Below are 26,536 nucleotides of genomic sequence, written 5' to 3'. Positions count from 1 at the left end.
GAGCTCGAGCCGTCACGTTCGCCTCGGCGCGCGTGATCGAACGCAGCCGCCGATGGCAGAATCGACCGGCGAATGCACGGCGATCAGTACTCCTTCGGCGTCCGATCCCCAACGTCGACGTCCGCATTCGTCTCTGCGGAGCAGTTCCTCGAAGCCGTAGTGTCGGAGCTGGTCGACGACCGCCGCACGATCGGGCTCGTCGACCATCTCGAGAAACGCCCCGAGGACGGTCGTCGCTGCTTCCTGGCCGGGGACGTCGTCGGTGTCCATGCGCCGGTCGACCCGGGCGACGAGCTCCTCCTCGGAGAAGCGAAGCCCCGAGTCACTCTCGGGGAAGTGCTGGCTCAGCAGACCCGGCACCTGCACGGCCAGGTCCTCGGCCTCGTCCCCGCTCAATCGCTCGCCGAGCGTCTCGAGCACCGCTCGAACGACGTCATCCGCCGATTCCTCGTCTGCTCCGGTGCGATCGCTCACCTGCTCGAGTAGCGCTGCACGTTCCATGTCCGCGGCCACGGCATCCCGTCATCTCACGATTCTGGCGGCGGCTGCGGGGTTCTGCCAGCCGCCGAGGCTGGACAGTAGCGTGGACAGACGCCGAATCGCGTGCTCGGTGGGTACGCGGTGGGCCACATAACTTACGGCCTCGAGCCGCCCTCGAAACATAGATTTGGTACTAGCTCACAGATACGAGAATATGACTGGTGACGGACGACCGGACGGCCCACGATGATCGGGGCGGAGTTGTCAGGGGGTGCGCTGGCGGTGTTCGGACTCATCGCCGTTGCCCTCGTCCTGTTCGTATCGGAAGTCATCCCAAACGACGTGACGGCGATGGGGATCATCGTCTCGCTGGCGGCCCTCGAGCCGCTGACGGGGGTCGGTCATCGGGCGGCGATCTCCGGGTTCGCCAATACGGCGACGATCACCATCGTCGCGATGTACATGCTCAGCGCCGGCATCCAGCAGACCGGCGTAGTCCAGCGGCTCGGGCTCTCACTCGCCTCGTTCGCGAAGGGCGACGAAACGCGTGCGCTCGCGGCGACGGTCGCGACGACAGGGCCGATTGCGGGATTCATCAACAACACGCCCGTCGTCGCGATTTTCATTCCGATGATTTCAGACCTCGCCGATTCGGCCGGGGTGTCCCCATCGAAACTGCTCTTACCGCTCTCGTACGCGGCGATTCTGGGCGGAACCTTGACGCTCGTCGGGACGTCGACGAACCTGCTCGCGAGTGAGTTCGCCGCCGACCTGCTCGGTCGCGGACCGATCGGAATGTTCGAAGTTAGCTCCCTTGGCCTCGTCGTCATGCTCGTCGGCGTCGCCTACCTCATGACCGTCGGCCGGCGGCTGACGCCGGCGCGGATCCCGGCCGAGGCGGATCTCGTCGAAGAGTTCGATCTCGAGGATCACCTCACACAGGTCCGCGTCAGGGCGGATTCGGCGCCGGTCGGGCAGACGATCGACGAACTCGAGTCCGAGACGGAGGCGAACGTCCGCGTCCTCCAGCTCCGTCGAGCGGTGGATCGCGACACACGGCCCGAGGGAACCGACCGCGAGTTCCAGTTCGGCGACGAAGTCGACCGGGACCGCGCCGCGAAACCGGAAGGGACGGGCCGCGATCAGCGGCTCCGCCAGGACGAGGGTATCGAGACATACCAAGACGCGGACGGCCTCGACGAGCAGCCTCGCACGAGCGAGACGTTCGCAGCGATCGAGACGGACCGGCGGATTCGGGAAGATGACGTTCTCACGGTCCACGGCAATCTTCGTGCGGTCAACCGCTTCGTCGAGAACCACGGGTTGCAACAACTCGTTCGAGAGGAGGTGACTGAGGAAACGTTCGCGGAGACGTCGAGCGACGATCTCCTTGCGAAAGCTATCGTCCCGGAGGACTCACCGTACGTCGGTGAGACGGTCGCAGAGTCGCATCTCCGAGACGTGTATCAGCTGACCGTGCTCGCGATCCGGCGCGACGGCGAGTTGCTTCGGACCGGCCTCGACGAAATCGAACTCGAAGCCGGAGACCTCCTCCTGGTCCAGACGTTCCCCAGTACGCTCGAGTACTTTACCGGAGCCGGAGATCTTGTCATCGTCGACGACGGAGCCGTCGACCGGCTGCTCGAGGCCAAGATCGAAGAGATTGCTCCGCTTTCCCCGAAAACGCCGGTTGCAATCGCCATCATGGCGGGCGTGGTCGGTACCGCTGCGCTCGGGCTCGTTTCCATCGCGATATCGGCGCTGGCCGGCGTCTTTCTGATGATCGTCACCGGCTGTCTGACGACCACCGAGGCCTACGAGGCCGTCTCGTGGAACATCGTGTTCCTGCTTGCGGGTGTGATCCCGCTGGGCGTCGCACTGGAAGCGACCGGTGGCTCGCAGCTCATCGCTGGCGGGCTGGTCGCGTCGGCCGAATTCCTCCCGCTCGTCGCGGTTCTCTTCCTGTTCGCGATCGTGACGGGACTGCTCGCGAACGTCATCACACCGGTTGCGACGGTCGTGTTAATGATCCCCGTCGCCGTCGACGCCGCGGGGAGCCTCGGCGTCGAACAGTTTTCCTTTCTCCTGTCGGTGATGTTCGCTTCCGCGACCTCGTTCATGACGCCGGTCGGGTACCAGACGAACCTGATGGTCTACGGGCCAGGCGGATACCAATTCGCCGACTTCGTGAAAGTCGGCGCCCCCCTGCAGTTGCTGCTTGCGGGTATCACGACGGTCGGCATCGTCCTCGGGTGGGGACTGTGACTCCGACAACCACAGCCGGTCTGTAGCCCGCCCGTCGCGGGAAGTCGCTCGAGAAGAAAGCTCACGGTTTCAGTCGCGGGAGTAGTCACTCGAGTCGTTCTAACACCGCATCCTTCTCGTAAGATAGCGTAAGCGACCGCGAGCGGCCCCGGCCGTCGACGTCGGCGTAATCGGCGTCGATAAGGCCGAGCTGGTCGAGTTTGTTGACGATCTCGGAGTAGCGCGTGTAGCCGAGGTCGGTCCGGTCGTGGAAGGTTTCGTAGACCTCGCCGGCCTGATCGCCGTCGTGGTCGGCGATCACCTCGAGGAGCATCCGCTCGGTGTCAGTCAGTCCCGACAGTGAGCGCGAGAGGTTGATGTACTTCGACTTCTCGTAGGCTTCTTCGACGTCTTCGCGCTCGACGGTGCGACTGGCGCGCATTTCGGCGTTCAGTCCGGCCCGGCGCAGCAGATCGATGCCGACCCGGAGGTCGCCGCTGTCGGCGGTGAGTTCAGCGACGTACTCGAGGGTGTCTCGACCGATGACGCCGTCGTGGAAGCCGCGTTCGACCCGTTCGGCGAGGATGTCGACGATCTCGGGCTGATCGTAGACTGGGAAGTAGACGTCCTCGGGACGGAAGACGCTCTGGACGCGGGAGTCGAGTTCGTCGATGACATCCAGTGCGGGATCGGAGGAGACGACGATGACGCCAATCTTCGCGCCGGGATACTCCTCGTGGGCCCGCAGCAGCGAATAGAGCGTGTCGCTGGCCTCGTTTTCGTAAAAGAGGTAGTTGACGTCGTCGAGCGCAACGATGAGGACTCGATCCTCCTCGACGAGTTTTTCGGCGATCTGGCCGAACAGCTTCTTGAACGAGATCCCGGAGGAGGGCGGCTCGTAGTCGAACGTCCCCTCGAACAACCGGGAGAACACCGAGTAGCGGGTTGCGTTGACCTGACAGTTGACGCGGATGGTTCGAACCTCGCTCGTCTGAGCGCCCACCTCGTCGAACAGCTTCTGAATCGCCGTCGTTTTTCCGGTCCCCGGCGGTCCGCGGACCATGACGTTAAGCGGCCGCGACCCCCGAACCGCCGGGCGTAACGCGTACGTCAGGCTCTGCGTCTGGCCTTCGCGGTGCTTGAACGTCTCGGGGACGTAGTCGATTTCGAAGACGTGTTCGTTCTTGAACACGGATTCGTCCCACGACAACATTCCCCCGTCGGGGTCGTCTGCCATCACTTTCACCACGCTGTCGGAGCTACTTAGATGTTTGCCGGATTCTCGGTTCGAGCGGCCTCATGCGGCCTCGATACGCTCGAGCCATCGATCGAGATCCGCCGGCGCGATTCGATCACGATGTGCGACTCGAGCGTGCGCGCGAGCGAATCGCGCCGCCTCGTGATCGACGTCACAGCGAAGTTCGAAAGAGCAGTCGTCCCGCGGGCACCTGAATTGGTATGTCATGCTATAACATTCTATCGGAGTGCGCAAAAGCTTCGCACTTGCATTCCCCGCTGTTCGACGGACGTGACGGTGATCGATTCGCGTCCGGGGTCGAAATGCCAGTTACTGGTTGGGTGACCGTCGTCAGTCGTCAGCGGTGTCGACGTGGCGGGCATGATACGCCGAGACGCAGCCCTCGGCGGCGGAGGTTACGGCTCCCGTCAGCTTCGATGGCCGATCGTCCGGCCAGCAAGTCGCTGGATCAGACCGCGAATCCGGTCGACCGTCGGCCGGCGGACCGGGTTTGCGGTCACGGCGACGTAGGCCGGCACGAGGTCGTAGCGGCCAGTTTCGAGGATACGCATTGCGGCCGCTGTTGCCCGATGGTTTCCGTCGGCGACGAACCACGGAGTCGCGCCGCGTCTGGTTCGGACGACCAGCGGGTCGACCCGCGTTCCGGCGGCGAGATTATCGCGGTACGTTCGGATCGTTCCGGCGTCGATTCCCGCCGACTCGAGCGGGCCGAACCCGTCCTCGTGAACCCGCTCGGCTACGCCAAACAGCGTGCCGTCCATAGAGACGGCACGCCACAGGAGGTCGTCCGGTCCGTCCACCGGTCGTAAATCGACGAACCGTTCTCGGTCGAGTCCGAGCCGATACCACCGAATCGGCCGCTCGCGCCAGACGAACGCGGCCGCCCCCGGCTTCGCCGAGAGGAGCGCGTCGAGCGTCGCCGCCGCGTTCGTCGGCGCGGACTCGAGGTCGGCGTCCGCCGGTCCACAATCGGCCTCTCGTTCGAGCCATTCGCGGAGCACGTGCTCCTCTGAAACCCGTTCAGACATCCGTTGCATTGATGCCGGCGACCACAGGCGGGACGATAGTGTCCGCCGCGTTCGTTCGAATCACGAGCCAATACTCCGGGGATTCGAACGGCATCGAACGGTATATATCTGGGGACGAGCCGTGTCCGTTCGAGAGTAGACACGGCGCTAGCACCGTGGGTCATCGCCAACGAATTATACCGGTGGACATGGTACGGCCGGAAGTGACACCGACCGAAACGATGGGGACGCCAATCGAGATCGCCAACTACGGGCCGTGGACGAGAGCCGCGTCACCGATACGTGAGACGGACCAGCTGACGGTACAGTCCAGGCCGTCCGTGGCTCTCCCGCAACTCGTCGATCAGGACGACGGTTGCGAGTTCGCCACGCGATTCGGCACCGTGATCGGCATCACGGACGGCCTCGTTCTGACGGGATACCGACTGGTTCGGGATGCCATCCGTAACCGTTACCCCGTGGCGGCCAGCTTCGACGCGTGGCCCTCGCCGCGGAAGCGGACGGGGAAGCACTCGCGCCCATTCGAGCATCCGAGAGCGCCCGGACGGCCGCCGACGCCAGAATGGCTGCAACGAAAGACGTCGAGCGCTGTCGGGAGAACGGCACGCACGTCGAGATCGATGCCGAGCGCGAGGAGGGCGTAACCCGATGACGGCCCAGTCGGTGTACTTCACGGGACCTCGCCGGGTTGAGGTTCGAGAGAAGACGGTCCCAGACCCCGGACCGGACGAACTCGCGGTGACGGCGACCGTCTCAGCTATTAGCTCCGGAACGGAACTATTACTCTATCGGGGCGAAATGAATCCCGAAATTGCCGCTGACGAAACGCTGGAATCGCTTTCCGGATCGTTTACCTATCCGTTCCGGTACGGCTACGCGGTCGTCGGAACGGTGACCGCCGTCGGCGCGAACGTGGACCCGGCGTGGCGTGACGAGACGGTGCTCGCCTTCCATCCCCACGCCAGCGAATTCGTCGTCGGGGTGGACGAGGTATGCGTCGTGCCAACGGACGTTTCGCCCACAGCGGCGGCGTTCCTCCCGAACGTCGAGACGGCGGTCAATCTGGTCCTCGACGGTGAGCCCCGCATCGGCGAACGAGCAGTCGTGTTCGGCCAGGGCGTCGTCGGCCTGTTAACGACGGCGTTGCTGGCCGAGACGCCGCTATCGTCGCTCGTGACCGTGGATTGCTACGAGAACCGACGACGGCTCTCGGAGACCTTCGGCGCCGACCGGAGCCTCGACTCCGAGAGAGCGGACCCGAGTGCGGCGGTTCGCGAGCGGGCGGGGCCGCCCGATCGGCCGGGGAAGCCGTCCGGACGGCTCGAATGGGAACCGCCCCCGCAGCGAGCGGATCTGACGTACGAACTCTCGGGTAATCCGACGGCGCTCGACGCGGCCATCGACGCGACCGGGTACGGCGGTCGCGTCGTCGTCGGGTCGTGGTACGGGACCGAGACGGCCGAACTGACGCTCGACGGGCGATTCCACCGGAGCCGAATCCGCCTTATCAGCAGCCAAGTGAGCACTATCGCACCGGAGCGGCGCGGGCGCTGGAACGTCGCGCGTCGGCTGGCGACCGCGTGGCGGCGCCTCGAGGCCGTCGAGACGGACCGACTGATAACCCATCGCATCCCGATCGAGGACGCCCCGGAGGCGTACGCCATGCTGGACGAACGCCCGCAGGAAGCGGTTCAGGTTCTGCTGGCGTACTGATTCGGCTCCGGCCTCGTTCGGCCGTCGTCCGCCGGCCCGATCGGTTCGGCCCTGGGCACACCGGATTTTAGTACTCGAACGTGGACCGACGCCGTATGTACACGGTAACGGTCACCCGCGACCTGGTCGCCCGACACTGGCTGACGGTCCCCGATCCCGGCCCCGAGGGGGACCTCCACTCCCACTATCTGACGGTGGAGGTCCAGGTGGAAGGCGAGCAACTCGATGAGTACGGCTATCTCGTCGACATCGACGACCTCGAGGCGGTCGTCGACGAACTGGTAGACCGGTACCGGGACGCGACGCTCAACGGCCTCCCGGAGTTCGAGGGGCGAAACCCGAGCGTGGAGCACTTATCGCGGTTCTTTGCCGAGGGGGTCGTAGACGGGATCGAGGCGGATCGCCTCGAGGCCATCGAAGTGACGACGTGGGAAGAGGACGCGGCTGGCGCCTCATACGCCACGACCGTCTGAGCCGATGCGACTGGGGTTGGTCGTCTACGACGGCCTCGAGTGTGCGTCCGGCGGCTACCGCTACGATCGGCGGATCGTGGCGGGGCTCCGTGATCGGGGCCACGAGGTCACGGTCGTCTCGATTCCGAGGGACGGGTACGGATCGAACCTGCTCGATAACGTCTCCCGAGGGGTCACCGCGGACCTGGCCGCCCTCGAGGTCGACGTGTTGTTGCAGGACGAACTCTGCCACCCGTCGCTCGTCCGATACAACCGCCGACGCGACGACGACGCGCCCGTGGTCTCCATCGTCCACCACCTCAGGAGTCAGGAACCGCGGGCCGCGTGGCACAACGCGCTCATCGGGGCGGTCGAGCGACGCTATCTCGAGACCGTCGATGCCTTCGTGTACAACAGCGGAACCACTCGGGAGACCGTCGAGGCGCTCGTCGGCCCGAAGCCGGGCGTCGTCGCGCCGCCGGGCGGCGACCACGTCGACCCGGGAATCTCGCGCGAACGGATACGCGAACGCGCTCACGAACCGGGGCCGCTTCGAGTCGTTTTCGTGGGGACCCTTATCGAACGGAAGGGGCTCCACACGCTGCTCCGGGGTCTGGCTGCCCGCCCGCCCGACGAGTGGACGCTGACCGTCGTCGGCGATCCGACTGTCGATCCGGAGTACGCCCACCGGATCGACCGATTGCTCGACGCGCTGGACGTCGGGCGGTCGGTGACGGTCGCGGGCCGACTATCCGACGCGTCGCTGTCGTCGACCCTCCAGGAGAGCCATCTCCTCGCCGTCCCGTCCGGCTACGAGGGGTTCGGCATCGTCTACCTCGAGGGAATGGGGTTTGGACTGCCGGCGCTCGCCTCGGCCGCCGGTGGCGCCCGCGAGGTCGTGACCGACGGGGAGACGGGGCTACTGATCTCGCCGGGCGAACCAAGAACCGTGGCCGAGGCGGTGGGCTCGCTCGCAGCCGATCGCGAACGTCTCGCCGAGATGGGAGTCGCCGCCCGGGACGCCTACGATGAACATCCAACGTGGAGCGACGCCGTCGACCGAGTCGAGGCGTTCGCCTCCGAGGTCCAGGAGATTGCTAGGATGCGAGGGGATGTCCGTGACACCCGCACTTAATCCGCTACGAGTAGAGAGGCCGACAAAGGCGTGACTGAACCCGATCGATACTCGTTTCGCCGCTACCTCGATTCGAAGCGGTCCGTCGACCGACGTGCTCGGAACCGGCGCGTCGCGGATGCGTTTCGCCGCGCTCTCGAGAGGTTCGACGAACCCGTCGAACTCTGCGAGGTCGGTGCGGGGACGGGCGCGATGATCGAAACGATTCTCGAGTGGACGGCCGACACCGAGGTCCGATACACGGCCATCGACACCGAGTCGGACATCGTCGAGGCCGCGAGGGACGGAATCTCCGATCGCGTGGCGGACAGGGGGCACGATCCGGGCCGATCGGCTGGGACGCTGTTTATCGACCGCGACGGGGCGGCGTTCGAAATCGAGTTCCGAACCGACGACGCACTCGCACACCTGACGGACCACGCGGAGTCGTACGACGTCGTCGTCGCTCAGGCGTTCCTCGACCTCACGGACGTGCGGGCGGCGCTCGAGGCGGTCGTCAACGGGCTTCGACCGGGCGGTGTCGCCTACTTTCCGATCACGTTCGACGGGGTGACGTCGCTCTTACCGGCTGTCGACCCCGAACTCGAGGACCGAATCGAGCGGCGGTTTCACCGTCGAATGGACACGACCGAGAAGGCCGGCGGCGAGACCGGCGACAGCAACGCCGGCCGCCATCTTCTCACCGCGGTTCCGGCGACCGGCAGCCGGGTCGTTGCGGCGGGCGGCTCCGACTGGATCGTCCGGCCGAACGACGACGGGTACGAGGCCGACGAGGCGTATTTCCTCCACCACATCGTCGACACCATCGAGTCCGCGCTCGAGGCCGATGGAGCGATCGACGCCGAACGGCTGCGCGCGTGGGCAGCGATTCGCCACGAACAGGTCGAAGCCGCGGAGCTCGTCTATCTCGCCCACCAGCTAGACGTTCTCGGCCGATGGCCGGCGTCGGCGGAGTGAGCACGAACCAGACAGGCGGCGGCTCGAGGGCCGTCGGCGCGGTCGGCGAACGAATCGCCGCTGGCCCGAACCGGCCGTCGCGGACCTGGAACCGGGAGGACCCCCGGCTAGCTATACGTCTCTCCGAATGGGAGCACGAGCCATGCACTGGAACCGGCGACGCGACCTCGAGGGCGGGAAGGAACTCGGCGTCTGGCTCCTCGTCGACGACGGCGCGGTCGACGAGGAACTGTACGTCGAGACCCACGAGTACCGCGGTGGCGGGTTCGACGTTTACACCGCCACTCCCGACGGCGAGTGGACGCACGAAGGCGAGTTCGCCGACGTCGACTCCGCCTTCGAGCGGGCGCTCGACGTGATCGAATCCAGTTCGCACCCGCTAGAGGGGTCACGACCGGAGTGACGTGTCCCCACTGCGTGCGACCGAATCGCCGGTATGGCATCCGACCGGGGATACGTGCGTGACCGAACCGCCGGGCGCGCGAGAGAAGACGAAAAGCGACGCGATCCCGACGCGAGCCGCGAGCGCTACTCGAACTTCTCGAGCAGCCGATCGTAGAAGAGCGGGTCGGTCGCGCCGTCGGTCGCCGTCGCGGTCCCGCCGTTCGTGTCTGCCGTCTCGCGCGATTCGGTGGCCAGCTTCTCGACGATCAGCTCCGGCGTCGACCGCGCCAGGTGATCCTTGACCGGCGAGCGATTCACCTCGAGTTCGCCGTCGACCAGCCCGACGGCTTCGATCCCGTCGACGGTGACCTCGAAGTCGGCCATCTCACGGATCTCGTCGGCCATGTGGGAGACGAACACCGCCGTCGCGCCGTTTTCGGACAGAGCCTCGAGGATGCCAGCGATGATCTTGGCCGACGCCCCCGGCTCGGTGATGCTCTCGAGTTCGTCGACGATCACCAGCGAACCCTCACCGCCTTCCGCGAGATCGGCGAACTCCCGGACGGTCGACTCGAACGCCCCCGCGTCGAGCGTCCCCTGGGACTTCGCGTGATAGTGGAGGTCGTCGAACCGCCGCAAGCGCACGCGCTCGGCGGGAACCGGCAAACCCATATGGGCCAACACGACGACGCTCGCGACCAGATCCAGCGTGGAGGTCTTTCCGCCGCTGTTGACTCCCGAGAGGAGGGTGACCCCCGCCACGCCGTAGTCGACGGGCTCGATCGCCTCGAGTGGCTCATCGAGCAGTGGAGAGCGACCGCCCTCGATCGCGAACCCGACGGCGTCGTCGCTCATGTTCGCGGTTTCACCGTCGTCTCGTGATGACGGAAGCCGCGAAGCGGCTTCCGAACTACCGCGAGACGGCGAAGCTGTCTTGGATGACTCCGCAGTCTGCTCGCGCGCTTCGCTGTCGACGAACTCCGGCATCGTACAGTCGTACTCCCGGGCGAACCGGGAGATCGCGAGTTCGACGTCCAGTTCGAGCGCGTCGCGGACGAGGTCGCGAGCCCCCTTGCGCTGATCGGCGAGATCGGCCGCGAGTTCGCGCTTCAGACGGCCGGCGCGGCGTTCCCTGACCGCCGTTAGCTCCTCGCGCAGTCGGCCGACGGCGTCCTCGTCGCGCTCGACCGGGAACGTCGGCTCGTCGCTGAACGCGCGACGAGCGATCTCCGCCTCGCCCTGATCGAGGTCGAGCGCATCAACCAGGTGGTCGCGAGCCGCCTCGACGGCCGCCGCGTAATCGTCCGCGAGCTCTCGCGAGAGTAGCGAGTCGACGCCGGCTCCGCGTTCGACCAGCGAGAGCAGATCCGAGCCCTCGATCGTCACATCTTGTTCGCGAATCGCCTCCCGTAACCGATCGTTCGCGACGCTTTCGGCCGCGCTCGCCGCCGCGTCGAGGTCGTCGACCGCCGTCGTCAGCCGATCGAGTTCCTCGTCGCCCGCGACCGTCCCGTCCTCGGCGAGCCGCGATAGACCGTCCTCGAGCGCCTCGAGGTCACACGACGGCTCGAGTCCTGCAGCCCGATGCACCTCGACGGCCGCCTGAAGCCGATCGCGATTCTGCGCGAAAAAGGAGAGGGGGCGCTCGGGGACGACTTCCGCCGGGTTCTCGAGGGCGTCGGGACGGACCTGGACGTCGCCCTCGAGCGTGACGCCGGCGAAGGACTCGTCTAAGGCGATCACGGTCGCGTAGCCCCGCGCGAGTTCGGCCAACCCCTGTGCGTCCTCGACGACCTCGACGGAGAGTTCCGGCACCGCCTGGCGCGCTTCGCTGTAGCGCTCGGCGTCAGTCGTCGCCAGACAGCGCTCGCGAACCCGTACGTCACCGGATTCCCGGAGGGGCTCGACCCCCTCGAGCGCCTCGAGGATCGCCGGGTCGGGCTCGCGTTCGAGTGCTTCGGACGCGAATTCCTGCACCTCCACGATGCGCGAGCGCTGCGAACTCGGATAAACCGTCTCGAGTCGCTCGGCGGCGTACTCGGTGACGGTGCGCTCCTTGAGCAAAGAGAGGACCTGACGGTATACTTCACGGGCGCGGTCGGTCGCGAGGAAGTCGCCGGGATCGTCGTGTTCGAGTCGGATCGCGCCGCGCGCGATGCGGGCGGCTCGGCCCTGGGTGATCCCCGGCGCGGTCGCGATCGCCGCCACGTCGCCCGCCCGAAGCGCGCGTTCGGGATCGTCGAGCTCCGACAGCGCTCGGACGGTCTTCTCGCCGACGCCCGGAATCGACTCGAGGTCCATGTTCTCGAGCGGCGTAACAAACCGGAGCGAGAAAAAGTTCCCGCCCGGTTTTTCGGGCCGGGCGTGGTATCTCGGTGCATGGCAACCGGAGCACCGGAGTATCACGAGCGGACGAAACACTCGCCCAGAAGCGTCCGCGAAGCGGGGCGTGGCCTCGACTTCGATAACAAGCCGACGCCATACAAGCAGTATATCGATCGGCCGTCGAGGCCGCTGGTCGACCGAATTCGCCCGCCCCAGCAGCCGGCGCTGGCTGCGATCACGGAACCGACGGCGGACGGGCGAGCCGAAATCGATGACGGCCTCGCTCGAGCCCGCCGACCGGACCTCGAGGCCCTTACGAACCTGTGTTACTATTCGGCGGGGATCACGACGGCGCTCAACCGCCGCGGTCGGCGCCTGCTGTTTCGCGCAGCCGCAACCACCGGTGCACTCTATCACGTCGATCTGTACGTCGTCTGCGGCGACCTCGCGGGGGCGAACGCGGCCGACGGCGGCGTCGAGCCATCGATTGGCACCCTCGAAGCTGGCGTCTACCACTTCGATCCGCAGACGCTGTCGCTTTCCGTCCTCAGGGAGGGGGATTACCGCGGCGTGCTCGCAAACGCCAGCGGGCACGCGGGCGTCGCCGACGCGCCGCTGTCGGTCGTCGCGACCTCGACCTGGTGGCGCAACGCCTGGAAGTACGGCGATCGAACGTTCCGCCACGCCTTCTGGGACTCCGGGACGATGCTCGCGAATCTGCTGGCGGTCGCACACGCACTCGACTACCGCGCCGAGGTCGTCACCGGGTTCGCGGACCGGCCCGTCGCCGAGCTACTCGGCGTCGAACCCGCGCGCGAAGCACCCCTCGAAATCGTCCCGATCGGCGCGGGCGACGCAGCCCCCGAAATCACACCTGCCGGCGTCGACCCGATCGATCCCGACACCGCGGCGCTCTCGCCCCACGAGAAGGAGTTCCCGCTGATCGGCGAGGCGTGGGCAGCCGGTACTGTAGAGAGCGGCTCCGAGGCGGAGGCCTGGCGAAGCAGGTACCCGACGGAACGGATCGGCACCCGCGACCCCGGCGACGGGGAGCGAGTCTCGCTCGAGCCGGTCGACCCCGAGACGGCATCGCGCCGGCCGCTCCACGAGACGATCCGGCGTCGCGGCTCCTGTCGCGAGTACGAACGCGAGCCGATTAGCTTCCGAAAGCTCTCGACCGTCCTCGACCGGGCCGCCCGCGGCGCGCCGATGGACGTTCGACTCCGCGGCAACCACGACGAGCCCGCGGACGAGCCGGCACTGTCGTTCGTCGATCCGTACCTGATCGTCAACGGCGTCGTGGGACTCGAGTCCGGAGTCTACCACTACCACCCGGACGCGGGCGAGCTCGAGCGGCTTCGGACCGGCGAGTTCCGCGCCGAGGCGGGCCACCTCGCGTTAGATCAGCGGCTGGGCGCCGACGCGGCGGTCTGCCTCTACTTCCTGACCGACGTGGCCGAGATCGTCGACGCACTGGGCGACCGCGGGTATCGAGTTGCACAGCTCGAGGCGGCGCTTTCGGCCGGTCGACTCTACCTGGGAACCTACGCCCACCGCGATCTGGGCGGGACCGGGCTGACGTTCTACGACGACGAGGTCACGTCGTTTTTCGCGCCGCGGGCCGCGGGACAGACGCCGACGTTCCTGTACACGATGGGGCGACCGAACTGATAGGACGCCGGAGGGACGTCCTACTAAATAGCACGCACTGACGCCGGTATTGCACACTAAATAGCACGCACTGACGCCGTTGTTGCACTTTTATACGGGCACGCGTTACTCAAACGAACATGCAGTCGAAACGGCGGCCAGTTCCGTCGGGCTCGAGGCGGTGGCATCGAACGCTGTCGGCCAGGAATCCGCGCCGTGTAACTCGGGGATGGATACATGGAGTATGAGCGACCAGACGTGGTCATGGATCGGCTCGAGTTGCTCCGGGCCTACGCGTACGGGCTCTGCATGGGCACGGCGGACGCCCTCCCCGGTGTCTCTGGAGGGACCGTCGCGCTCTTGCTCGGCTTCTACGGGCGGTTGATCGCCGCCGTCACAGCGCTCACACCCCATCGAGCCGTGACCGTTTTTCGAGGCTACGACCCCGACCGCCGGGCGCGAGCGCGGGAGGCCCTGCTCGAGATGGACCTGCAGTTTCTGGTCCCCCTCGGCGTCGGGATGGCCACCGCGGTCGTGCTCATCGCCGACGTCGTCACGACGCTCGAGGCGACCCATCCTGTCGCGCTCTTTGGCTTCTTTACCGGGTTGATCGCCGCCTCGGCGATCACGCTCGGACGGAGCCTTCCGATCACCTCCGGAGCCCACGTCAGCGCCGCTATCGCGGGCGCGACGATCGCGCTGCTGGTCGCCGCCGGTATCCTCGAACTGCCCGGAAGCGGTCCGATCGTCATCGTCATCGCGGGTGCGATCGCGGTCAGCGCGATGATCCTGCCGGGGATTTCGGGCTCGCTGATCCTGATCCTGCTCGGCCAGTACATCTTCCTCTCTAACGAGCTAAGCGCGTTCGTTAGCGCACTGGGCGATCTGCTCAGCGGCGGGTCGCTCGCGGCCGTCACTGACCCTGGATCGACCGTCGTGCTGTTCCTCGCCGGCGGTACCGTTGGACTCTTCAGCATCGCCCGCGTCGTGCGCGCGGCGCTGACCCGCCGTCGCGAGGTGACGCTCGTCTTCCTCGTGAGTCTTATCGCCGGCTCGATCCCCGCACCGCTGACCAACATCTCCGAAACGCACGCCTGGACGACTGAAACGATCACGCTGACGATCGCATGGGCGGCAGTCGGTGCGGTTGCGCTGTTCGGACTCGAGTACCTCGTGGGCGGCTTCGACCCGGAGTGACCGGAGTGGTCGGCCGGTTCGTCCGAATGGCCCCGACTGACGCAGTCCGGGGACGCCGTTATTGCCTCGCCGCGTCTAGAACGACCGTGCCAGTCACAGCCCTCCTCGGGACTGAACCGACGCGTTCGATGACCGTCCGGTCGACAGTGTCCGCAGCGCAGCGCGAGTTCGACCGTGGAAACTGGGTTCGTGGGCTCCTGTTGCTCGGCTTGCTCGTCCTCGTTCGGATGGTATCGGTCGTCGACCTACCAGCACGCGGTACCGGCAGCTGGCGTCGCGGCGAGTGATCAGAGCCCGTCTAGTCGCCGAAATCGGCGTCGTCGAAGTTCTCGTTCGCGAGGTCGTCGATCATCTCCTCGACCTGGTTTCGCTCGTCATCGTCGAGATCGTCGATCGCGCCGATGCCGTGGCCGGCGCTTTTCGCCGTTTGCAGGGCGTGTTTGTTGAGATTTCTGTCGGGATCGACCACGGGGAGTTTCAGGTCGGTGAAGTTCTCCGGCGGAAGCCCCGACGCCGAGCAGATGAAGTGATCCGCGACTTCGCCCAGATCATCGGTATCGAAGTCCTGACGGTCAGGCCAGCAGCGCCGTCAGATCTGACACGTCGTGTTCCTCGAGCGATCGGATCGTCTCGAGGAGCGTCTCGCGACCGTCGGGGGAGAGGGAGTCGCCAGTGACCGCGTCGAGCTTCTCCTCGAGGGCGTCCCACCCGATCGGTTCGGCCGGGTGACCGAGGAAGGCGTCCTTCTCGACGCGGTACGTGGTGCCGTCGTCCATCGTCACGTCGATGACGGCCGGCATCTCGCCCGCCTCGAAGCGCTCGGTGAGATCGGGATTTTCGCTCACGTCGACGATCCGAAGCAGTTCCTGGACGTCATCGCGACGGATGCGGTCGGGTTCGTACTGTGCGAGCGACAGATCGCGATCGATCAGCGCAGCGGCGAGCATGTACGGCAGGGAATGATCTGCCTCCGCCCGATTTCGAACCTCGTAGCGGTTGCCCTCCCCGCCGCCGATAATGAGCTTCGCCCCGCCGAAGGTCTGGAGTTTGATTCCTGCGACGTCGGTCGCGGCGAGATCCTCGCGTTCGGCAACTTCGATGATTCCCTCGACGGCGGACTGGGCGTAGGTCTCGGCGACGTAACGCTTGGTCATCACGTCGTGGACGCGCTCGCCGGGCGAGAGGTCGACCTCGAACGGCCCGGAGATAACGCTTTGCCATCCCTTCTGTCCTTCGAAGAGGTTCCGGGGCCCGGCCATCCCGTTTTTCGCCAGCATCGCCGAGTAAACCGCGTTGCGGGCCGCGTTCGCCGACGCGATTCCCTTCCACTCGTTGATCTCACCGGTGCGAGTGACGCGCAACGCGTTATGGGCCGTACCCGCGATGGCGATAGCGTTCCGCGCCGCCGCTTCGTCGAGCCCGAGGACATTCGAAACCCCCGCAGCGGCCGATATCACGGTATGGGTGACGTGATCGAACCCCCGGTCGCGAACGGGGGCGTTCCAGGCCAGTTCGGCCTGGATCTCGTATGCGACGGCGAGTCCGGCGAGCAATTCTTTCCCCGATCGGTCGGCGTACTCCGCAGCAGCGACGACGGCCCCGACGTTGTCGCTCGGATGGGGCGTCTCGCCCGGCGCGAGAAACGAGTCCATGTAATCGAGATACCGAACGAGCGCCGTGTTATGCATCGCTGCCTGGACGGGCGATGCACCCCGGCCCCGTCGCCAGAGCGCACAGGGCCCGTTGTCCTCGAGATCGGCCACCGTGTCGGCGACCGCATTCGGCGGGCCGGCGTCCGCTGCGGCGATACCGATGCCGACCGCATCGAGTACCCGGCGTTTGAGGGCGTCACGAACGTCCGGAGAGAGGTCGTCGTAGTCGATCTCAGTCGCAAAGCTCGCAAACTCGAGGGTCGTCGTCATGGGCGGGTTTCTACGGGTACCACAAAACGTCTTCGCGTAGCCAGCCTCAGCGCCGAGCGCTCTTCGAGTCGGGCTAACGTCCGGGAGCGTCCGGGCGACGGTTCACCACAGACCGACGGCAGGTGATCGACGACAGATGACTGACGGCAGGTAATTGACGACAATCACGACGGTGGAGACGAAACGAAGGGGTTCGCGGGAACCACTGGCTGCGATGCCGTCTCGAGATGGCGGCGCACGACAAAATACGGCTGGCGGCTGCAGGGCGCGGTCATTTTCGTTCTGTTGTCGAACCGTAACGCATCAGTGGCGGGGACTCGAGTCGATCGTTCGAGGAGAATCGTGCCTTTCTGAGAACTACTGTCATCCGACCGGCTGACTGGCTGGCAGCTGACGGGTGCTCAGCTACCCCGCGGTATCGCGCACCATCTCGAGCATGAATACGAGCATCGAAGTCGAGTACTGGGTCGTCGATAGCGACGGGGAACTCACCGACGCCGGCCCGCTCGCGGACGTATCAGCACGAACCGAGCAAGGGTGCGTGGAACCGCTGTTCCAACTGCAGACACCGGCCTGCGAGTCGGTGTCGGAACTTCGGACGTCGTTCGTCGAGGATCTCGAGGACGTGCTCTCGAAAACGACGAAACTGGACAAACACCTCGTCCCGTTTGGGACGCCGGTTAACGGTGACGTGAGTGACAGACACCCGGGGGAGCGATGTCGCATCCGGAAGGAGGTACTCGGGACGGATTTCGATTGCACGAAGTATTGTGCCGGGACGCACGTTCGTATCGAGAAGCGACACGTGACCGATCAGCTCAACACGCTCATCGCCCTCGGTCCAGCACTCGCACTGGTCAACTCGTCGCCGTACGTTCGAGGCGAACGGGTCGCTAACGGGGCCCGAGCCTTCTGCTACCGAACGCGAAGCGACGAAGTGGGACCGAAACACGGCCAGCGCTGGCGCTACGTCGACGACGTCGACGAGTGGTACCGACGGCTCGAGCGAAGCTACGAGGAGTTCGAAACCGCGGCCGTCGACGTGGGCATCGACGCGACGGCGGTCGAAGACCACTTTTCGACAACCGACGTGACCTGGACATCCGTTCGACTGCGGGATTCGACGCCGGCCATCGAGTGGCGGTCGCCCGACACCGCGCTACCGAGCCAGATCCTCCGGCTGGTTCGCGAACTCGAGACGGTGATAGAACGGGTCCCTCGCACCACGGTTTGGATCGACAACTCGGGCGCTAGCGGACCCCGGGACCACAGCCGCGGATCCCCCGGCGGTCCCGTCGGACGGAACAGAATCACGCGCGACGTCGACGATCCCGCCGCCGTCCTCGGCCGCGTCACGGACGACATGATCGCCCTCCCCACGTTCGATGTCGTCCAAGACCTCACCGAATCGGCGATCTGCGACGGGCTCGGGTCGGCAGCCGTGGCGAACTATCTCGAACGGATGGGGTTTTCGGTCGACGATTTTCACCCGATCGCGACCCAGATCGATGGACGCCAATTCGTGACGCGGGCCGACGCCCGCGACCTGCGACTGGAGTACGCGAGCCGGCTCGAAGAGGACGTCGCCCGGCTTGCGCGGTCATCCAGTAGTCGATGAACCGGTTTACCCACGGCTCGCTGGATGAAGCCAGCGAGCACTCGCTGGCCGCGAAGTCGCGAGCGGGGCATGCAGTGACGTTCAACGACTACGATCACTCGAACTCAGTTGCCGTCCCGGTACTCGTACTCCCGTTCGGGATCCTCGACGCCCTCCGTTCGCGAGCCGACCCAGGCCCCGAGGGAGAGTCCGTAGACGAAGTGGCCGGCGTGAAAGAGTGCGAGCTCGTCCGCCTCGAGGCGGATGTCGAGCAAGTCCTGTAACACGACCTGCACGCCGACCGCCGAGAGGACCATGCCGTACACCGAGCCCCAGACGAGCCCACGTTGTTCGGGTTCGATCGAACGGCCGGCGTCGTACAGGGGGAACAAGACGCCGAAGACGACACCGGCACTGACCCCGTAGAGGAGGTGCAGGACGATGGCAGCGAGCGGGTGATCACTGGGATCGCCGCCGGCGACGTACTGCGACCAGAAGTTGGCCGACGGTGGCAGTGAGCGCAGGATCGGCAGCCGGAACGCGGTCATGATCAGCGTCGCCACGAATCCACCCTGGATGCCCCGGACCGCAGCGTCGAGGACGTGTTCCTCGCGAGGGAGTTCGTCGGCGTCGCTCGTATGACCCTCAGCCTCGGTGATCGAACGCAAACCCGGCAGATGATCTGATACAGCCATGATGATCGTACCAGCACTACCACAGACACGGTCTTAACCGCCCGGCGCGCGGATTACGGTACGCCGCAGCCGAGCGGCGCTTCAGCTGAACTCGGCGGCCGGGTCGGGAAACACGTCATTGTGCGCCAAGAGTAGCGAATCGCTCACGTCGGTATCGAGCGCGACGGACGACAACGTCCTTTTGCCCGTCCGGCTCGAATCCCGGCCTATGACAACGGTCGAGGCGAAACTCAAGGCTGCCCGCGACGACCTCGCGGCTCGGGACGGCGTCGTGATCGCCTTCTCCGGCGGGGTCGACTCGAGCGTGGTGGCCGCACTCGCCCACGACGCGCTCGGCGAGGATGCAGTGGCCTGCACCGCGAAAAGTGAGACGCTTCCCGAGGCCGAACTCGAAGACGCACGGCGGGTCGCCGAAGAAATCGGTATCCGACACGAGATCGTTTCGTTCTCGGAACTCGAGAGCGACGCGTTCGTCGAGAACGACGACGAACGCTGCTATCACTGTCGGACGATGCGACTCGGCGAGATGCTCGAAACCGCCCAGAGCCTGGGAATCCGAACGGTCTGCGACGGGACGAACGCCGACGATCCGGGTGCCGGCCACCGACCAGGACTGCAGGCCGTCGAGGAACTGGACGTTCACTCGCCGCTACTGGCCCACGACATCTCGAAAGACGAGGTCCGCCAAATTGCCGAATACTACGACCTGTCGGTCGCCGACAAACCCGCCATGGCCTGTCTCTCTTCGCGCATTCCGACCGGCCTCGAGGTGACCGAAGACCGACTCACGCGGATCGAGCGCGCCGAAGCGCTACTACGACAGTGGGGGTTCGACCAGTTCCGCGTTCGCGACCACGACGGCCTGGCTCGGATCGAGGTATCGCCGGACGAACTCGAGCGCGCACTGGAACGGTCGTTCATCGAGACGGTGCGCGCGGAACTCACGAAACTCGGCTTCGATCACGTCACGCTCGATCTCCACGGGTACCGAACCGGCAGCGTCAGCCCTGACAGCGAGATGTCCGCCGACGAAGACCCCATCACGGATACCTCGAGCGACGACTGACAGTCACCGAGAACAGACCATTGCCACGGGCGACCCCCGAAGAGCCGTGCGGAACTGCAATTGGCGGGGACGGGTCACTCACGGACCAACAGATCGGTGACGCACAACGGGGACGACGCCGGCTACCGCTTTCGAATCGATCCGCCGATGAATGTAATTCGCCTCCAGGGTTGACATTCGACCAGAATCCAATGGTACCTGAGCTATAAAACCCACCATGGGCGGTTTTTCTCCGCTATTGGCCGGTAATATTGCACGTTACGATACGGACGTATACCCCGAGATTGTATCACCGGCCGATGGACGTCGACGTGCCGCTCGAGTGGAGCACGGAGGAAAGTCGGACGTACACCCCGGTCGAGACGGATCGAGAGCTGCAGTATCGGACGTATCTCCACGAATCGGGCGATCTCCGGTTGAAAGTCGCCCCGGCGTCGCTCGATGGCGATGACCACCCGGGGTATTCGCTGACGGCGACGAGCTACCCCGGGCTGGATCTCTCCGAGACGCGACGGGTCAGGACCGTCCTGACGTTCGATCGGTGTACCCGCATCGCCCGGCAGTTCATGGATCTGTTCTCGACGAGCTACGACGGTCCCGGTTCGCTCGAGGATGCACTCGACTACGCTACCGAGCGGACGCGCGCACACCGCTAACTCGTCGTCACCATCATCGTTATCTACATTATCAGTTTCATTCGATTTCTAACCGGCCATCGTCGCCACTTCCGCCGTCGGTCTCGTCCCACTCGAGTTCGAATTCGATACTGAGCTCCCCGGGTCCGTCCGCCGGACCTTCTCGCTCGGCTTTGACCTCGAACGTCGGTCGGGCCGGAGGCTCGAGCGTAACCGAATCGGAGCCGGCTGTGAGCGTCACAGCGTCGCCGGCGTCCAGGTTGTCCGCAACTCGTCGGAGCATCGACGCGATTTCTTCTCTGTCGCGGTCGCTTTCGGATTTGAACAGCACTTCTTCTGGCATGCGCTCCTGTACGTTCCGAGAGCTGATAAATAGGCGCCTGGAGGTCGTTCGATGAGGCCGACAAATCGGTTCGGTGGCGACGACAAATCGATTCGGTGGCGACGACAAATCGATTCGTTTTCGTCTCGATCGGTGGTCGCCATAGCGGACTCTGTGTCGGTTGTCGTACACCGCTGGCGAAGTCGTCGGGCCGTCACGACCGACACGCACGAGAGAACTCGAGCGGCGAGGGAATTACTCGCGTCCGACCCACTTCAGGATGAACAGCGTCCCTTCGAACAGCAGGATCATCGTGACGGCGACGAGGATCGGGGCCATCCCCGTCGGATCGAACGCGAACATGAACGCGATCCCGGCGAACGCCGCCCAGAAGTAGAGGCGCTTCTGTGCGAGCCAGCGGCGGGTGGTCACGCCCATCATGATCGCCAGCATGATAAACAGCGGAATCTGGAAGACGACGGCGAGGAAGCCGGTCAGCGTGATGATCAGGTTGAACGTATCACCGAGTGCGTACGCGATTTCGGCGCTGCCCTCGGCGTAATAGGTGAAGTACCTGAACAGGATGGGCAACACGAGCACGTACGAGAACAGCATCCCAAGCGCTGCCAGCACGACGCTCGTCGGCACCGCCGCGAGGTAGTACTTCCGCTCGTTGGGGTAAAGCCCCGGGCGCATGAACAGGTAACACTCGTAGACGAACGCCGGCAGGGCGATCATGATCCCAAGCAGCGACGAGATCTTGATCCGAGTGAGCCACAACTCGAGCGGGTGGTAGACGTGTGGTGGCGGAACCTCGCCGCTCGCGTAGGGGAACACGTTGAACCAGACGAATTCGATGGCCTGAGAGGCCCCCAGTAGACCGATTGCCGTCCCGCCAGCACCGAACAACAGGACGACCGCCAGCCTGAGAACCATCTCCTCGATGTGATCCGCCAGCGGCATCTCCTGGTCGTCCGGCGGCGCTTCGATCCCGTCGATATCCTCGTCGGGGTCGGGATACGTCGGTTCGGTCGGCTCTGTCGGTTCGGGAGTGCGATGACCGCCGACGACTCCCTCACCGTCGGTCTCGAGGTTCGCAGCGGCGGCGTCGGCGTCGGTTTCCGCCGGGGTTTCGGGACCGGATGGAGTCTCGGGACCGGATGGAGTCTCGGGGCCGGACGGGGGTTCGGATTCGTCGTCGGATCGCGGCGACTCGCCGAACGGACCGGTATCCTCACTCGACGGGAGAAAGTCAGTCTCGTCGTCGGAACGCGGTGGCTCGTCGTGGTCGTCCCATCGATCTCCGAGGTCCCCGGTGGCCGTGCCGTCCGTCGTCCCGTCCGGGTCGCTCCATCGATATCCGAGGTCCCCAGTGGCCGTGCCGTCCGTCGACTCGTCGAGATCGGCCTGTCGGTGTACGCGATCGCGAGTGGATTCGCCGTCCGACGGCTCGTCGGGGACGCTCCATCGCTCTCCGAGGTCCGAGGTTCCCTCATCGTCCGACGGCTCGTCGGGGACGTCCCATCGGTCGCTGATGTCCCGGGTGTCCTCGCCGTCCGGCGGCTCGTCCGACATCTACGGGATAGTGATAGGCCGCCAGTTATAGGCCTTTTTCTTACGAACACCCGATGAGAGTGAGAAGGCGATACGTTCGGCCATCGTTTCTCTACCCACTCGAAAGGTTGATAACTGAATGTCAGTTACCCCACCTCAATGAGTTCCGCCGTCGACGAGGACACCGTCCGTGCCATCAATAGTGGCCGGGAAACGATCGGCGCCCTCCTCGCTGGTGCCCAACAGCACCTCCAGAAGGTGTTCATCGTCTTCCTTATCGGCTTCGTCGGTTCTTTCTACGCACTTCGCGTGGTCGTCTGGGACTTTCTCGAGGCGACTGCGAAAGAGCAGATGAGCGAGGCGGTCGCCGGGTCGACCGACATCATCACCCGAACCCCGTTCGAGGTTATCTTACTGCAAGCCAAGATCGGGATGATCACGGGCCTCATCGTCGCTATCCCGGCGCTGATCTTTTTCTCCCGGAAGGCACTTCGCCGCCGCGGCTACACCAGCGAGGTCCCGATTTCGACGGGCGCTATCGCCGGGTTCGTGGTCGTGTCCCTGTCGCTTTTCATCACCGGCGTCGTCTACGCGTACAGCGTCTTCTTCCCGTTCTCGTTCAACTTCCTCGCAGGGAACGCCGTCAGTGCCGGCATCAAACCCCATTACGGCATCACCGAGTTCACCGAGTTCATCGCGCTGTTGACGCTCTCGTTCGGCCTCGCCGCCCAACTGCCGCTGATAATGGGTGCGTTGTCCTACACCGAAATCATCCCGTACGAGACGTTCCGCGACAAGTGGCGCCACGCCGTCGTCGCGATCGTCATCTTCGGGGCCCTGTTCTCGCCGCCGGACCCGTTTACGCAGGTCATGTGGGCGATGCCGATGGTTATCCTCTACGTCTTCAGCCTCGGCCTGGCCAAGGTCGTCACCAACGTCCGCCGCCGCGGCGCGGCAAAATCCGAGCGGACGGGCACGGCTCACGTCAAACGGCGCCTCCTCCAGTTCGGCGGCGTACTGGCCCTCATCGCAGCAGGGGCAGCCGTCGCCGTCGAACAGGGTGCGTTCGACTACCTCCGGCAATCGGTCTACCCCGCGGTCCCCGAACTGGTGCGACCTAGCGGCAAGAGCGGACTCGAGATCATGGCGAACGAACACGGCGTCCTCGGTGCGGTTGCGGTCGGCCTCGTCGTCGCCGGCGTCGTCGGGTTCATCGTCCTGCTTGCCTACACGATTCGCGTCCTCCAGTTGCCGGTGTATCCGAAAGCGGACGACATTCGACGGGCAGACACCCACGAGGACGTCGACTTCGAGACGCTCGACGTCGAGGACATCGACGACGTGTCTGCGCAGGTCTTTCTCAGTATGAGCGAAGAGCAGGCGCTCGAGTACTCCCGGCAGGCGATGTACGACGACGACCGGGACAAAGCGCAGGCCATCCTCGACCGGTTCGATTCGCTCGACGCAGCGAACGAAACCGCCGACGGCTCCGCTGCGAGCGGTAGCGCAGGTGCCACGGCGGGCGGTGCAGGGGGCGAAGCCGGCGAAGACGACAGCCTCTTTGCGAGCACCGCCGCCGGTATGCTCGATCCCTTTACCGAGGACGAAACCACCGAGGACGACATCGGCGGCTACGCCTACGACATCGCGTTCATTTTCCAAAGTCTGACCTCGAAGATGTTCCGCATCGTCGGACTGTTCATCGTCGTTATGGGCGGGACCTTCTTCTGGCTCTACTCGGGCGGTATCGGGGACGTCCTCAGACTCTTCCTCGATCGGGTTCCGCGACACGTACTCGAGGAAGTCGTCGGCGAGGGCGTCGATCCGAGCACGCTCTCTCTTATGGAGCTCATCGAGGCGATGGACATCGTCGTCGCCCTGCACCCGGTCGAGGTGCTCATTTTCGAAGCGAAGGTGAGCGCACTCGCCGGAATCGTCGCCATATTGCCGCTGACGCTGTTTTACGCCTGGCCCGCCGCCAAAGAGCGCGGATTGGTCTACGGCGACCGGCGTACATTCGTCCTCTGGGGCGGCGGTCTCATCGTCGGCTTCGCCGTCGGGACCTACCTCGGGTTCTTCTGGATCGCGCCGTCGATCATCTCGTATCTGGTCTCGGACGCCCTCCGCAACGGGATGGTCATCTCCTACCGGATCAAGAGCTTCTTCTGGCTCGTGATCTTGACGACCGTCGGCATCGGCTTCCTGTTCAATATCATCGTCACGATGGCATTGTTCCACGCCGGCGGCATCGTCAGCTACCGCTCGATGCTCGAGCGGTGGCGGCCGTTCGTCGTCGCCACCTTCACCCTCTCCGCGTTTTTCAGCCCGAAGGGCGTCCTCATGATGCTGGTATTCGCCATCCCGATCTCGCTTACCTATCTGATCGGGCTCATCGTCCTCTACGTGCTGACCGCTGGCGGTCGGCTGTTCGGCGGTGGGGGTGGGGCAGTCGCCGATCCCGATGCGGAAGACGCCAGTGCGTCGGCCACCGAGTGAGCAAGTGACATCCTCCTCGCCGTAACCGGAGAGGGATCGAAGATCCCTCAGGCAGTCGGGCAGAGCCCGACGACGGCGAGGCTTCCCGTACCGCAGGTGGGATATTTGCCGGTTTACGACACGGCCTGTTCTCTCGTGTGAAACGTCCCGCTCTCGCGGTCAAACAGGTATGTCGATGGCTGTGCCACACAGCCGTTACTCCTATCCTCGCCGTGAGGACTCGGAGTTATCTTCTGTCGCATATTCTCTGCTCCGTTACAATCCGCGTTGGCTACCAACTCACACGACGAGCAAACGTACAGGCCACGTTCGACACGGTTCGACTTCGTGTCGTCACCACACCGTGAGCAGGTCTTACTGGTGTTCCACTCGTTTTCCTTCACTACCTCGACGCCACGCATCTCGCCTTTGTATTCGAGGTACTGGTAGATGCGGTCAAACGCCCACGAGTGCAACTTCTTGTTGCCGGTCTTGCCCCAGTCTGAGTCTCGCACATCTTCAGGCCAACTCACCGCGAGCGTGCCGACACCACGTTCGACACACTCCCTAATGATGGTGTCCGTAAGAACGTGATAAAAATGCGTCTCGCGATCTGCGAGTTTCCGACGCGCCCACATCGACTTTTCTGACGGGCCGTTCTCACCTTCGGTGTCGTACTCTGCCCAGGTGAAGTAGTGCTTGTCCTGTTTGAGCGAGTTACCGGGATACAGGACGTATTCATCGGGGAATGCGACCGTGGCGATATTCGTGATGCCGAGGTCGATGCCTGCAACTCCGTCGCCTGTGGTGTCGTTCGTTTCACGTTTGACTTTGCAGACGAAGTGCAGTTCCCACTCGTCGCCATTCCAGACCGCCCGAACGTTCTGTACCTTGGTAACCTTCGAAAGGTCAACGTCTGGGCGCGTCTGATACTCACAGAGGATGAAGTCTGACCAGTTTTCTTTGAGGTTCGAACCTTTGCTCAGTCGGACGCGGTTGTTCTCGGGGTCGTGTCTGAACCCGTCTGCTTTGAATGTGACTGTGCTTCGTGGTCGGATATCGCCGTGTTTGCGGTAGCCGGGCGGATTCGCTTCCGGGTCATTCTGGCGCAGGTCGAACCACGACTGGAAAGCCTCAGAAAGTTCTTCGATGACTTTCTGACTGGATTGGGCGTTCAAGTCTTTCCAGCACGCTTGGTTCTTCATATACGCCTTCAGCGCCCCTTCGTCTGGTATTTCACCGGTTGCGTTCCAGATACGGTCAGCTGTCCAGTGTGCGACGTTCCAAATTTTAGAGGCAGAATCACCGAGCGAGTCAAGGTCATCACAGACCTGCCGCTGGTTCTGGATAGAACCAACGTAGGTGCGGGTGACCTCGATCGCCATACATAGCCTATGTAGATAAACCAACTTAATGGTGTGGATTAGCGTTAAATATCCGGCCTGCC

Annotated in this window: 24 protein-coding genes and 1 pseudogene; 14 read left to right on the top strand and 11 right to left on the bottom strand. The window is 64.7% G+C overall.

The window, feature by feature from the left end:
* Positions 1-12 precede the first annotated feature (12 nt).
* Complete coding sequence (locus HYG82_RS35270; protein ID WP_235217711.1) at positions 13-501, bottom strand: DUF2267 domain-containing protein; 489 nt, start codon at positions 499-501, stop codon at positions 13-15.
* 225 nt (positions 502-726) lie between these two features.
* Between HYG82_RS35270 and HYG82_RS35265 the strand changes: the two genes are divergently transcribed.
* On the top strand, positions 727-2,745 hold the full coding sequence (locus HYG82_RS35265) for an SLC13 family permease (protein ID WP_179261979.1): 2,019 nt from the start codon (positions 727-729) through the stop codon (positions 2,743-2,745).
* Between the two features lie 85 nt (positions 2,746-2,830).
* On the opposite strand, the gene HYG82_RS35260 is transcribed toward HYG82_RS35265, so the two are convergent.
* The 3 genes from HYG82_RS35260 to HYG82_RS35250 all read right to left on the bottom strand — a co-directional run bounded on the left by HYG82_RS35260 (position 2,831) and on the right by HYG82_RS35250 (position 5,019).
* On the bottom strand, positions 2,831-3,961 hold the full coding sequence (locus HYG82_RS35260; RefSeq protein WP_179261977.1) for an ORC1-type DNA replication protein: 1,131 nt from the start codon (positions 3,959-3,961) through the stop codon (positions 2,831-2,833).
* Between the two features lie 60 nt (positions 3,962-4,021).
* Entirely contained in the window at positions 4,022-4,189 is a 168-nt protein-coding gene (locus tag HYG82_RS35255; RefSeq protein WP_179261975.1) for a hypothetical protein, read from the bottom strand.
* 200 nt (positions 4,190-4,389) lie between these two features.
* On the bottom strand, positions 4,390-5,019 hold the full coding sequence (locus HYG82_RS35250) for a hypothetical protein (protein ID WP_235217710.1): 630 nt from the start codon (positions 5,017-5,019) through the stop codon (positions 4,390-4,392).
* Between the two features lie 2 nt (positions 5,020-5,021).
* Here HYG82_RS35250 and HYG82_RS44670 point away from each other — a divergent pair.
* From HYG82_RS44670 to HYG82_RS35220, 6 genes and pseudogenes are all read left to right on the top strand, one after another.
* Positions 5,022-5,420, top strand: a pseudogene (locus tag HYG82_RS44670) (GTP cyclohydrolase IIa); the annotation flags it as partial.
* Positions 5,421-5,658: 238 nt separating this feature from the next.
* Positions 5,659-6,723 carry a zinc-dependent alcohol dehydrogenase gene (locus HYG82_RS35240; protein ID WP_179261971.1) on the top strand — a complete coding sequence of 355 codons (1,065 nt, stop codon included), beginning with the start codon at positions 5,659-5,661 and terminating at the stop codon, positions 6,721-6,723.
* A gap of 95 nt (positions 6,724-6,818) precedes the next feature.
* A complete protein-coding gene (locus HYG82_RS35235; protein ID WP_179261969.1) occupies positions 6,819-7,196 on the top strand; it encodes a 6-pyruvoyl trahydropterin synthase family protein in 378 nt (125 codons plus the stop codon).
* 4 nt (positions 7,197-7,200) lie between these two features.
* On the top strand, positions 7,201-8,310 hold the full coding sequence (locus HYG82_RS35230; protein ID WP_235217708.1) for a glycosyltransferase family 4 protein: 1,110 nt from the start codon (positions 7,201-7,203) through the stop codon (positions 8,308-8,310).
* A gap of 30 nt (positions 8,311-8,340) precedes the next feature.
* On the top strand, positions 8,341-9,267 hold the full coding sequence (locus HYG82_RS35225; protein ID WP_179261967.1) for a class I SAM-dependent methyltransferase: 927 nt from the start codon (positions 8,341-8,343) through the stop codon (positions 9,265-9,267).
* 142 nt (positions 9,268-9,409) lie between these two features.
* Positions 9,410-9,670 (top strand): DUF1998 domain-containing protein, encoded by a 261-nt coding sequence (locus HYG82_RS35220; RefSeq protein WP_179261965.1) that lies wholly within the window; start codon positions 9,410-9,412, stop codon positions 9,668-9,670.
* A gap of 125 nt (positions 9,671-9,795) precedes the next feature.
* Here HYG82_RS35220 and HYG82_RS35215 read toward each other — a convergent pair whose 3' ends face one another.
* Positions 9,796-11,952, bottom strand: coding sequence for a MutS-related protein (locus HYG82_RS35215; protein ID WP_179261963.1), 2,157 nt, complete (start codon positions 11,950-11,952; stop codon positions 9,796-9,798).
* A gap of 78 nt (positions 11,953-12,030) precedes the next feature.
* On the opposite strand from HYG82_RS35215, the gene HYG82_RS35210 reads away from it, so the two are divergent.
* The 3 genes from HYG82_RS35210 to HYG82_RS35200 all read left to right on the top strand — a co-directional run bounded on the left by HYG82_RS35210 (position 12,031) and on the right by HYG82_RS35200 (position 15,110).
* Positions 12,031-13,647, top strand: a complete 1,617-nt coding sequence (locus HYG82_RS35210; protein WP_179261961.1) for a SagB/ThcOx family dehydrogenase — start codon at positions 12,031-12,033, stop codon at positions 13,645-13,647.
* Between the two features lie 216 nt (positions 13,648-13,863).
* Positions 13,864-14,823: a DUF368 domain-containing protein gene (locus HYG82_RS35205; protein WP_179261959.1), complete on the top strand. Its 960-nt coding sequence runs from the start codon at positions 13,864-13,866 to the stop codon at positions 14,821-14,823.
* A gap of 86 nt (positions 14,824-14,909) precedes the next feature.
* Positions 14,910-15,110 carry a hypothetical protein gene (locus HYG82_RS35200; protein ID WP_179261957.1) on the top strand — a complete coding sequence of 67 codons (201 nt, stop codon included), beginning with the start codon at positions 14,910-14,912 and terminating at the stop codon, positions 15,108-15,110.
* Positions 15,111-15,121: 11 nt separating this feature from the next.
* On the opposite strand, the gene HYG82_RS35195 is transcribed toward HYG82_RS35200, so the two are convergent.
* Together HYG82_RS35195 and HYG82_RS35190 are read right to left on the bottom strand one after the other, a co-directional pair.
* On the bottom strand, positions 15,122-15,292 hold the full coding sequence (locus HYG82_RS35195; RefSeq protein ID WP_235217707.1) for a hypothetical protein: 171 nt from the start codon (positions 15,290-15,292) through the stop codon (positions 15,122-15,124).
* Positions 15,293-15,395: 103 nt separating this feature from the next.
* On the bottom strand, positions 15,396-16,745 hold the full coding sequence (locus HYG82_RS35190) for an MmgE/PrpD family protein (protein ID WP_179261955.1): 1,350 nt from the start codon (positions 16,743-16,745) through the stop codon (positions 15,396-15,398).
* 436 nt (positions 16,746-17,181) lie between these two features.
* On the opposite strand from HYG82_RS35190, the gene HYG82_RS35185 reads away from it, so the two are divergent.
* Complete coding sequence (locus tag HYG82_RS35185; RefSeq protein ID WP_179261953.1) at positions 17,182-18,363, top strand: glutamate--cysteine ligase; 1,182 nt, start codon at positions 17,182-17,184, stop codon at positions 18,361-18,363.
* A gap of 104 nt (positions 18,364-18,467) precedes the next feature.
* On the opposite strand, the gene HYG82_RS35180 is transcribed toward HYG82_RS35185, so the two are convergent.
* Positions 18,468-19,037, bottom strand: coding sequence for a DUF6789 family protein (locus HYG82_RS35180; RefSeq protein ID WP_179261951.1), 570 nt, complete (start codon positions 19,035-19,037; stop codon positions 18,468-18,470).
* Positions 19,038-19,245: 208 nt separating this feature from the next.
* Here HYG82_RS35180 and larE point away from each other — a divergent pair, with 208 nt between their 5' ends.
* Both larE and HYG82_RS35170 read left to right on the top strand, forming a co-directional pair.
* Entirely contained in the window at positions 19,246-20,103 is an 858-nt protein-coding gene (gene larE, locus HYG82_RS35175) for an ATP-dependent sacrificial sulfur transferase LarE (RefSeq protein WP_179261949.1), read from the top strand.
* A 299-nt stretch (positions 20,104-20,402) separates the two neighbouring features.
* Positions 20,403-20,759: a hypothetical protein gene (locus tag HYG82_RS35170; RefSeq protein ID WP_179261947.1), complete on the top strand. Its 357-nt coding sequence runs from the start codon at positions 20,403-20,405 to the stop codon at positions 20,757-20,759.
* A 37-nt stretch (positions 20,760-20,796) separates the two neighbouring features.
* On the opposite strand, the gene HYG82_RS35165 is transcribed toward HYG82_RS35170, so the two are convergent.
* Both HYG82_RS35165 and tatC read right to left on the bottom strand, forming a co-directional pair.
* Positions 20,797-21,081, bottom strand: coding sequence for an amphi-Trp domain-containing protein (locus HYG82_RS35165; protein WP_179261945.1), 285 nt, complete (start codon positions 21,079-21,081; stop codon positions 20,797-20,799).
* A 234-nt stretch (positions 21,082-21,315) separates the two neighbouring features.
* Positions 21,316-22,635: a twin-arginine translocase subunit TatC gene (gene tatC, locus HYG82_RS35160; RefSeq protein ID WP_179261943.1), complete on the bottom strand. Its 1,320-nt coding sequence runs from the start codon at positions 22,633-22,635 to the stop codon at positions 21,316-21,318.
* A 138-nt stretch (positions 22,636-22,773) separates the two neighbouring features.
* Here tatC and HYG82_RS35155 point away from each other — a divergent pair, with 138 nt between their 5' ends.
* On the top strand, positions 22,774-25,110 hold the full coding sequence (locus HYG82_RS35155; RefSeq protein ID WP_179261941.1) for a twin-arginine translocase subunit TatC: 2,337 nt from the start codon (positions 22,774-22,776) through the stop codon (positions 25,108-25,110).
* A gap of 113 nt (positions 25,111-25,223) precedes the next feature.
* Here HYG82_RS35155 and HYG82_RS35150 read toward each other — a convergent pair whose 3' ends face one another.
* On the bottom strand, positions 25,224-26,474 hold the full coding sequence (locus HYG82_RS35150) for an RNA-guided endonuclease InsQ/TnpB family protein (protein WP_179261939.1): 1,251 nt from the start codon (positions 26,472-26,474) through the stop codon (positions 25,224-25,226).
* Between the last annotated feature and the right edge of the window lie 62 nt (positions 26,475-26,536).

Source organism: Natrinema halophilum, assembly GCF_013402815.2.
Classification (GTDB): domain Archaea; phylum Halobacteriota; class Halobacteria; order Halobacteriales; family Natrialbaceae; genus Natrinema; species Natrinema halophilum.
This window is presented reverse-complemented; position numbering and strand designations above follow the sequence as displayed.

What these genes read in the sequence shown, in the direction of transcription:
- HYG82_RS35235 (WP_179261969.1), top strand. Translation starts at nt 6,819, where the DNA reads ATGTACACGGTAACGGTCACCCGCGACCTGGTCGCCCGACACTGGCTG.
- HYG82_RS35210 (WP_179261961.1), top strand. Translation starts at nt 12,031, where the DNA reads ATGGCAACCGGAGCACCGGAGTATCACGAGCGGACGAAACACTCGCCC.
- HYG82_RS35250 (WP_235217710.1), bottom strand. Translation starts at nt 5,019, where the DNA reads ATGCAACGGATGTCTGAACGGGTTTCAGAGGAGCACGTGCTCCGCGAA.
- HYG82_RS35260 (WP_179261977.1), bottom strand. Translation starts at nt 3,961, where the DNA reads ATGGCAGACGACCCCGACGGGGGAATGTTGTCGTGGGACGAATCCGTG.
- HYG82_RS35165 (WP_179261945.1), bottom strand. Translation starts at nt 21,081, where the DNA reads ATGCCAGAAGAAGTGCTGTTCAAATCCGAAAGCGACCGCGACAGAGAA.
- tatC (WP_179261943.1), bottom strand. Translation starts at nt 22,635, where the DNA reads ATGTCGGACGAGCCGCCGGACGGCGAGGACACCCGGGACATCAGCGAC.
- HYG82_RS35220 (WP_179261965.1), top strand. Translation starts at nt 9,410, where the DNA reads ATGCACTGGAACCGGCGACGCGACCTCGAGGGCGGGAAGGAACTCGGC.
- HYG82_RS35230 (WP_235217708.1), top strand. Translation starts at nt 7,201, where the DNA reads ATGCGACTGGGGTTGGTCGTCTACGACGGCCTCGAGTGTGCGTCCGGC.
- HYG82_RS35265 (WP_179261979.1), top strand. Translation starts at nt 727, where the DNA reads ATGATCGGGGCGGAGTTGTCAGGGGGTGCGCTGGCGGTGTTCGGACTC.
- HYG82_RS35270 (WP_235217711.1), bottom strand. Translation starts at nt 501, where the DNA reads ATGGAACGTGCAGCGCTACTCGAGCAGGTGAGCGATCGCACCGGAGCA.
- HYG82_RS35180 (WP_179261951.1), bottom strand. Translation starts at nt 19,037, where the DNA reads ATGGCTGTATCAGATCATCTGCCGGGTTTGCGTTCGATCACCGAGGCT.
- HYG82_RS35240 (WP_179261971.1), top strand. Translation starts at nt 5,659, where the DNA reads ATGACGGCCCAGTCGGTGTACTTCACGGGACCTCGCCGGGTTGAGGTT.
- larE (WP_179261949.1), top strand. Translation starts at nt 19,246, where the DNA reads ATGACAACGGTCGAGGCGAAACTCAAGGCTGCCCGCGACGACCTCGCG.
- HYG82_RS35170 (WP_179261947.1), top strand. Translation starts at nt 20,403, where the DNA reads ATGGACGTCGACGTGCCGCTCGAGTGGAGCACGGAGGAAAGTCGGACG.
- HYG82_RS35190 (WP_179261955.1), bottom strand. Translation starts at nt 16,745, where the DNA reads ATGACGACGACCCTCGAGTTTGCGAGCTTTGCGACTGAGATCGACTAC.
- HYG82_RS35205 (WP_179261959.1), top strand. Translation starts at nt 13,864, where the DNA reads ATGGAGTATGAGCGACCAGACGTGGTCATGGATCGGCTCGAGTTGCTC.
- HYG82_RS35215 (WP_179261963.1), bottom strand. Translation starts at nt 11,952, where the DNA reads ATGGACCTCGAGTCGATTCCGGGCGTCGGCGAGAAGACCGTCCGAGCG.
- HYG82_RS35185 (WP_179261953.1), top strand. Translation starts at nt 17,182, where the DNA reads ATGAATACGAGCATCGAAGTCGAGTACTGGGTCGTCGATAGCGACGGG.
- HYG82_RS35155 (WP_179261941.1), top strand. Translation starts at nt 22,774, where the DNA reads ATGAGTTCCGCCGTCGACGAGGACACCGTCCGTGCCATCAATAGTGGC.
- HYG82_RS35150 (WP_179261939.1), bottom strand. Translation starts at nt 26,474, where the DNA reads ATGGCGATCGAGGTCACCCGCACCTACGTTGGTTCTATCCAGAACCAG.
- HYG82_RS35255 (WP_179261975.1), bottom strand. Translation starts at nt 4,189, where the DNA reads ATGACATACCAATTCAGGTGCCCGCGGGACGACTGCTCTTTCGAACTT.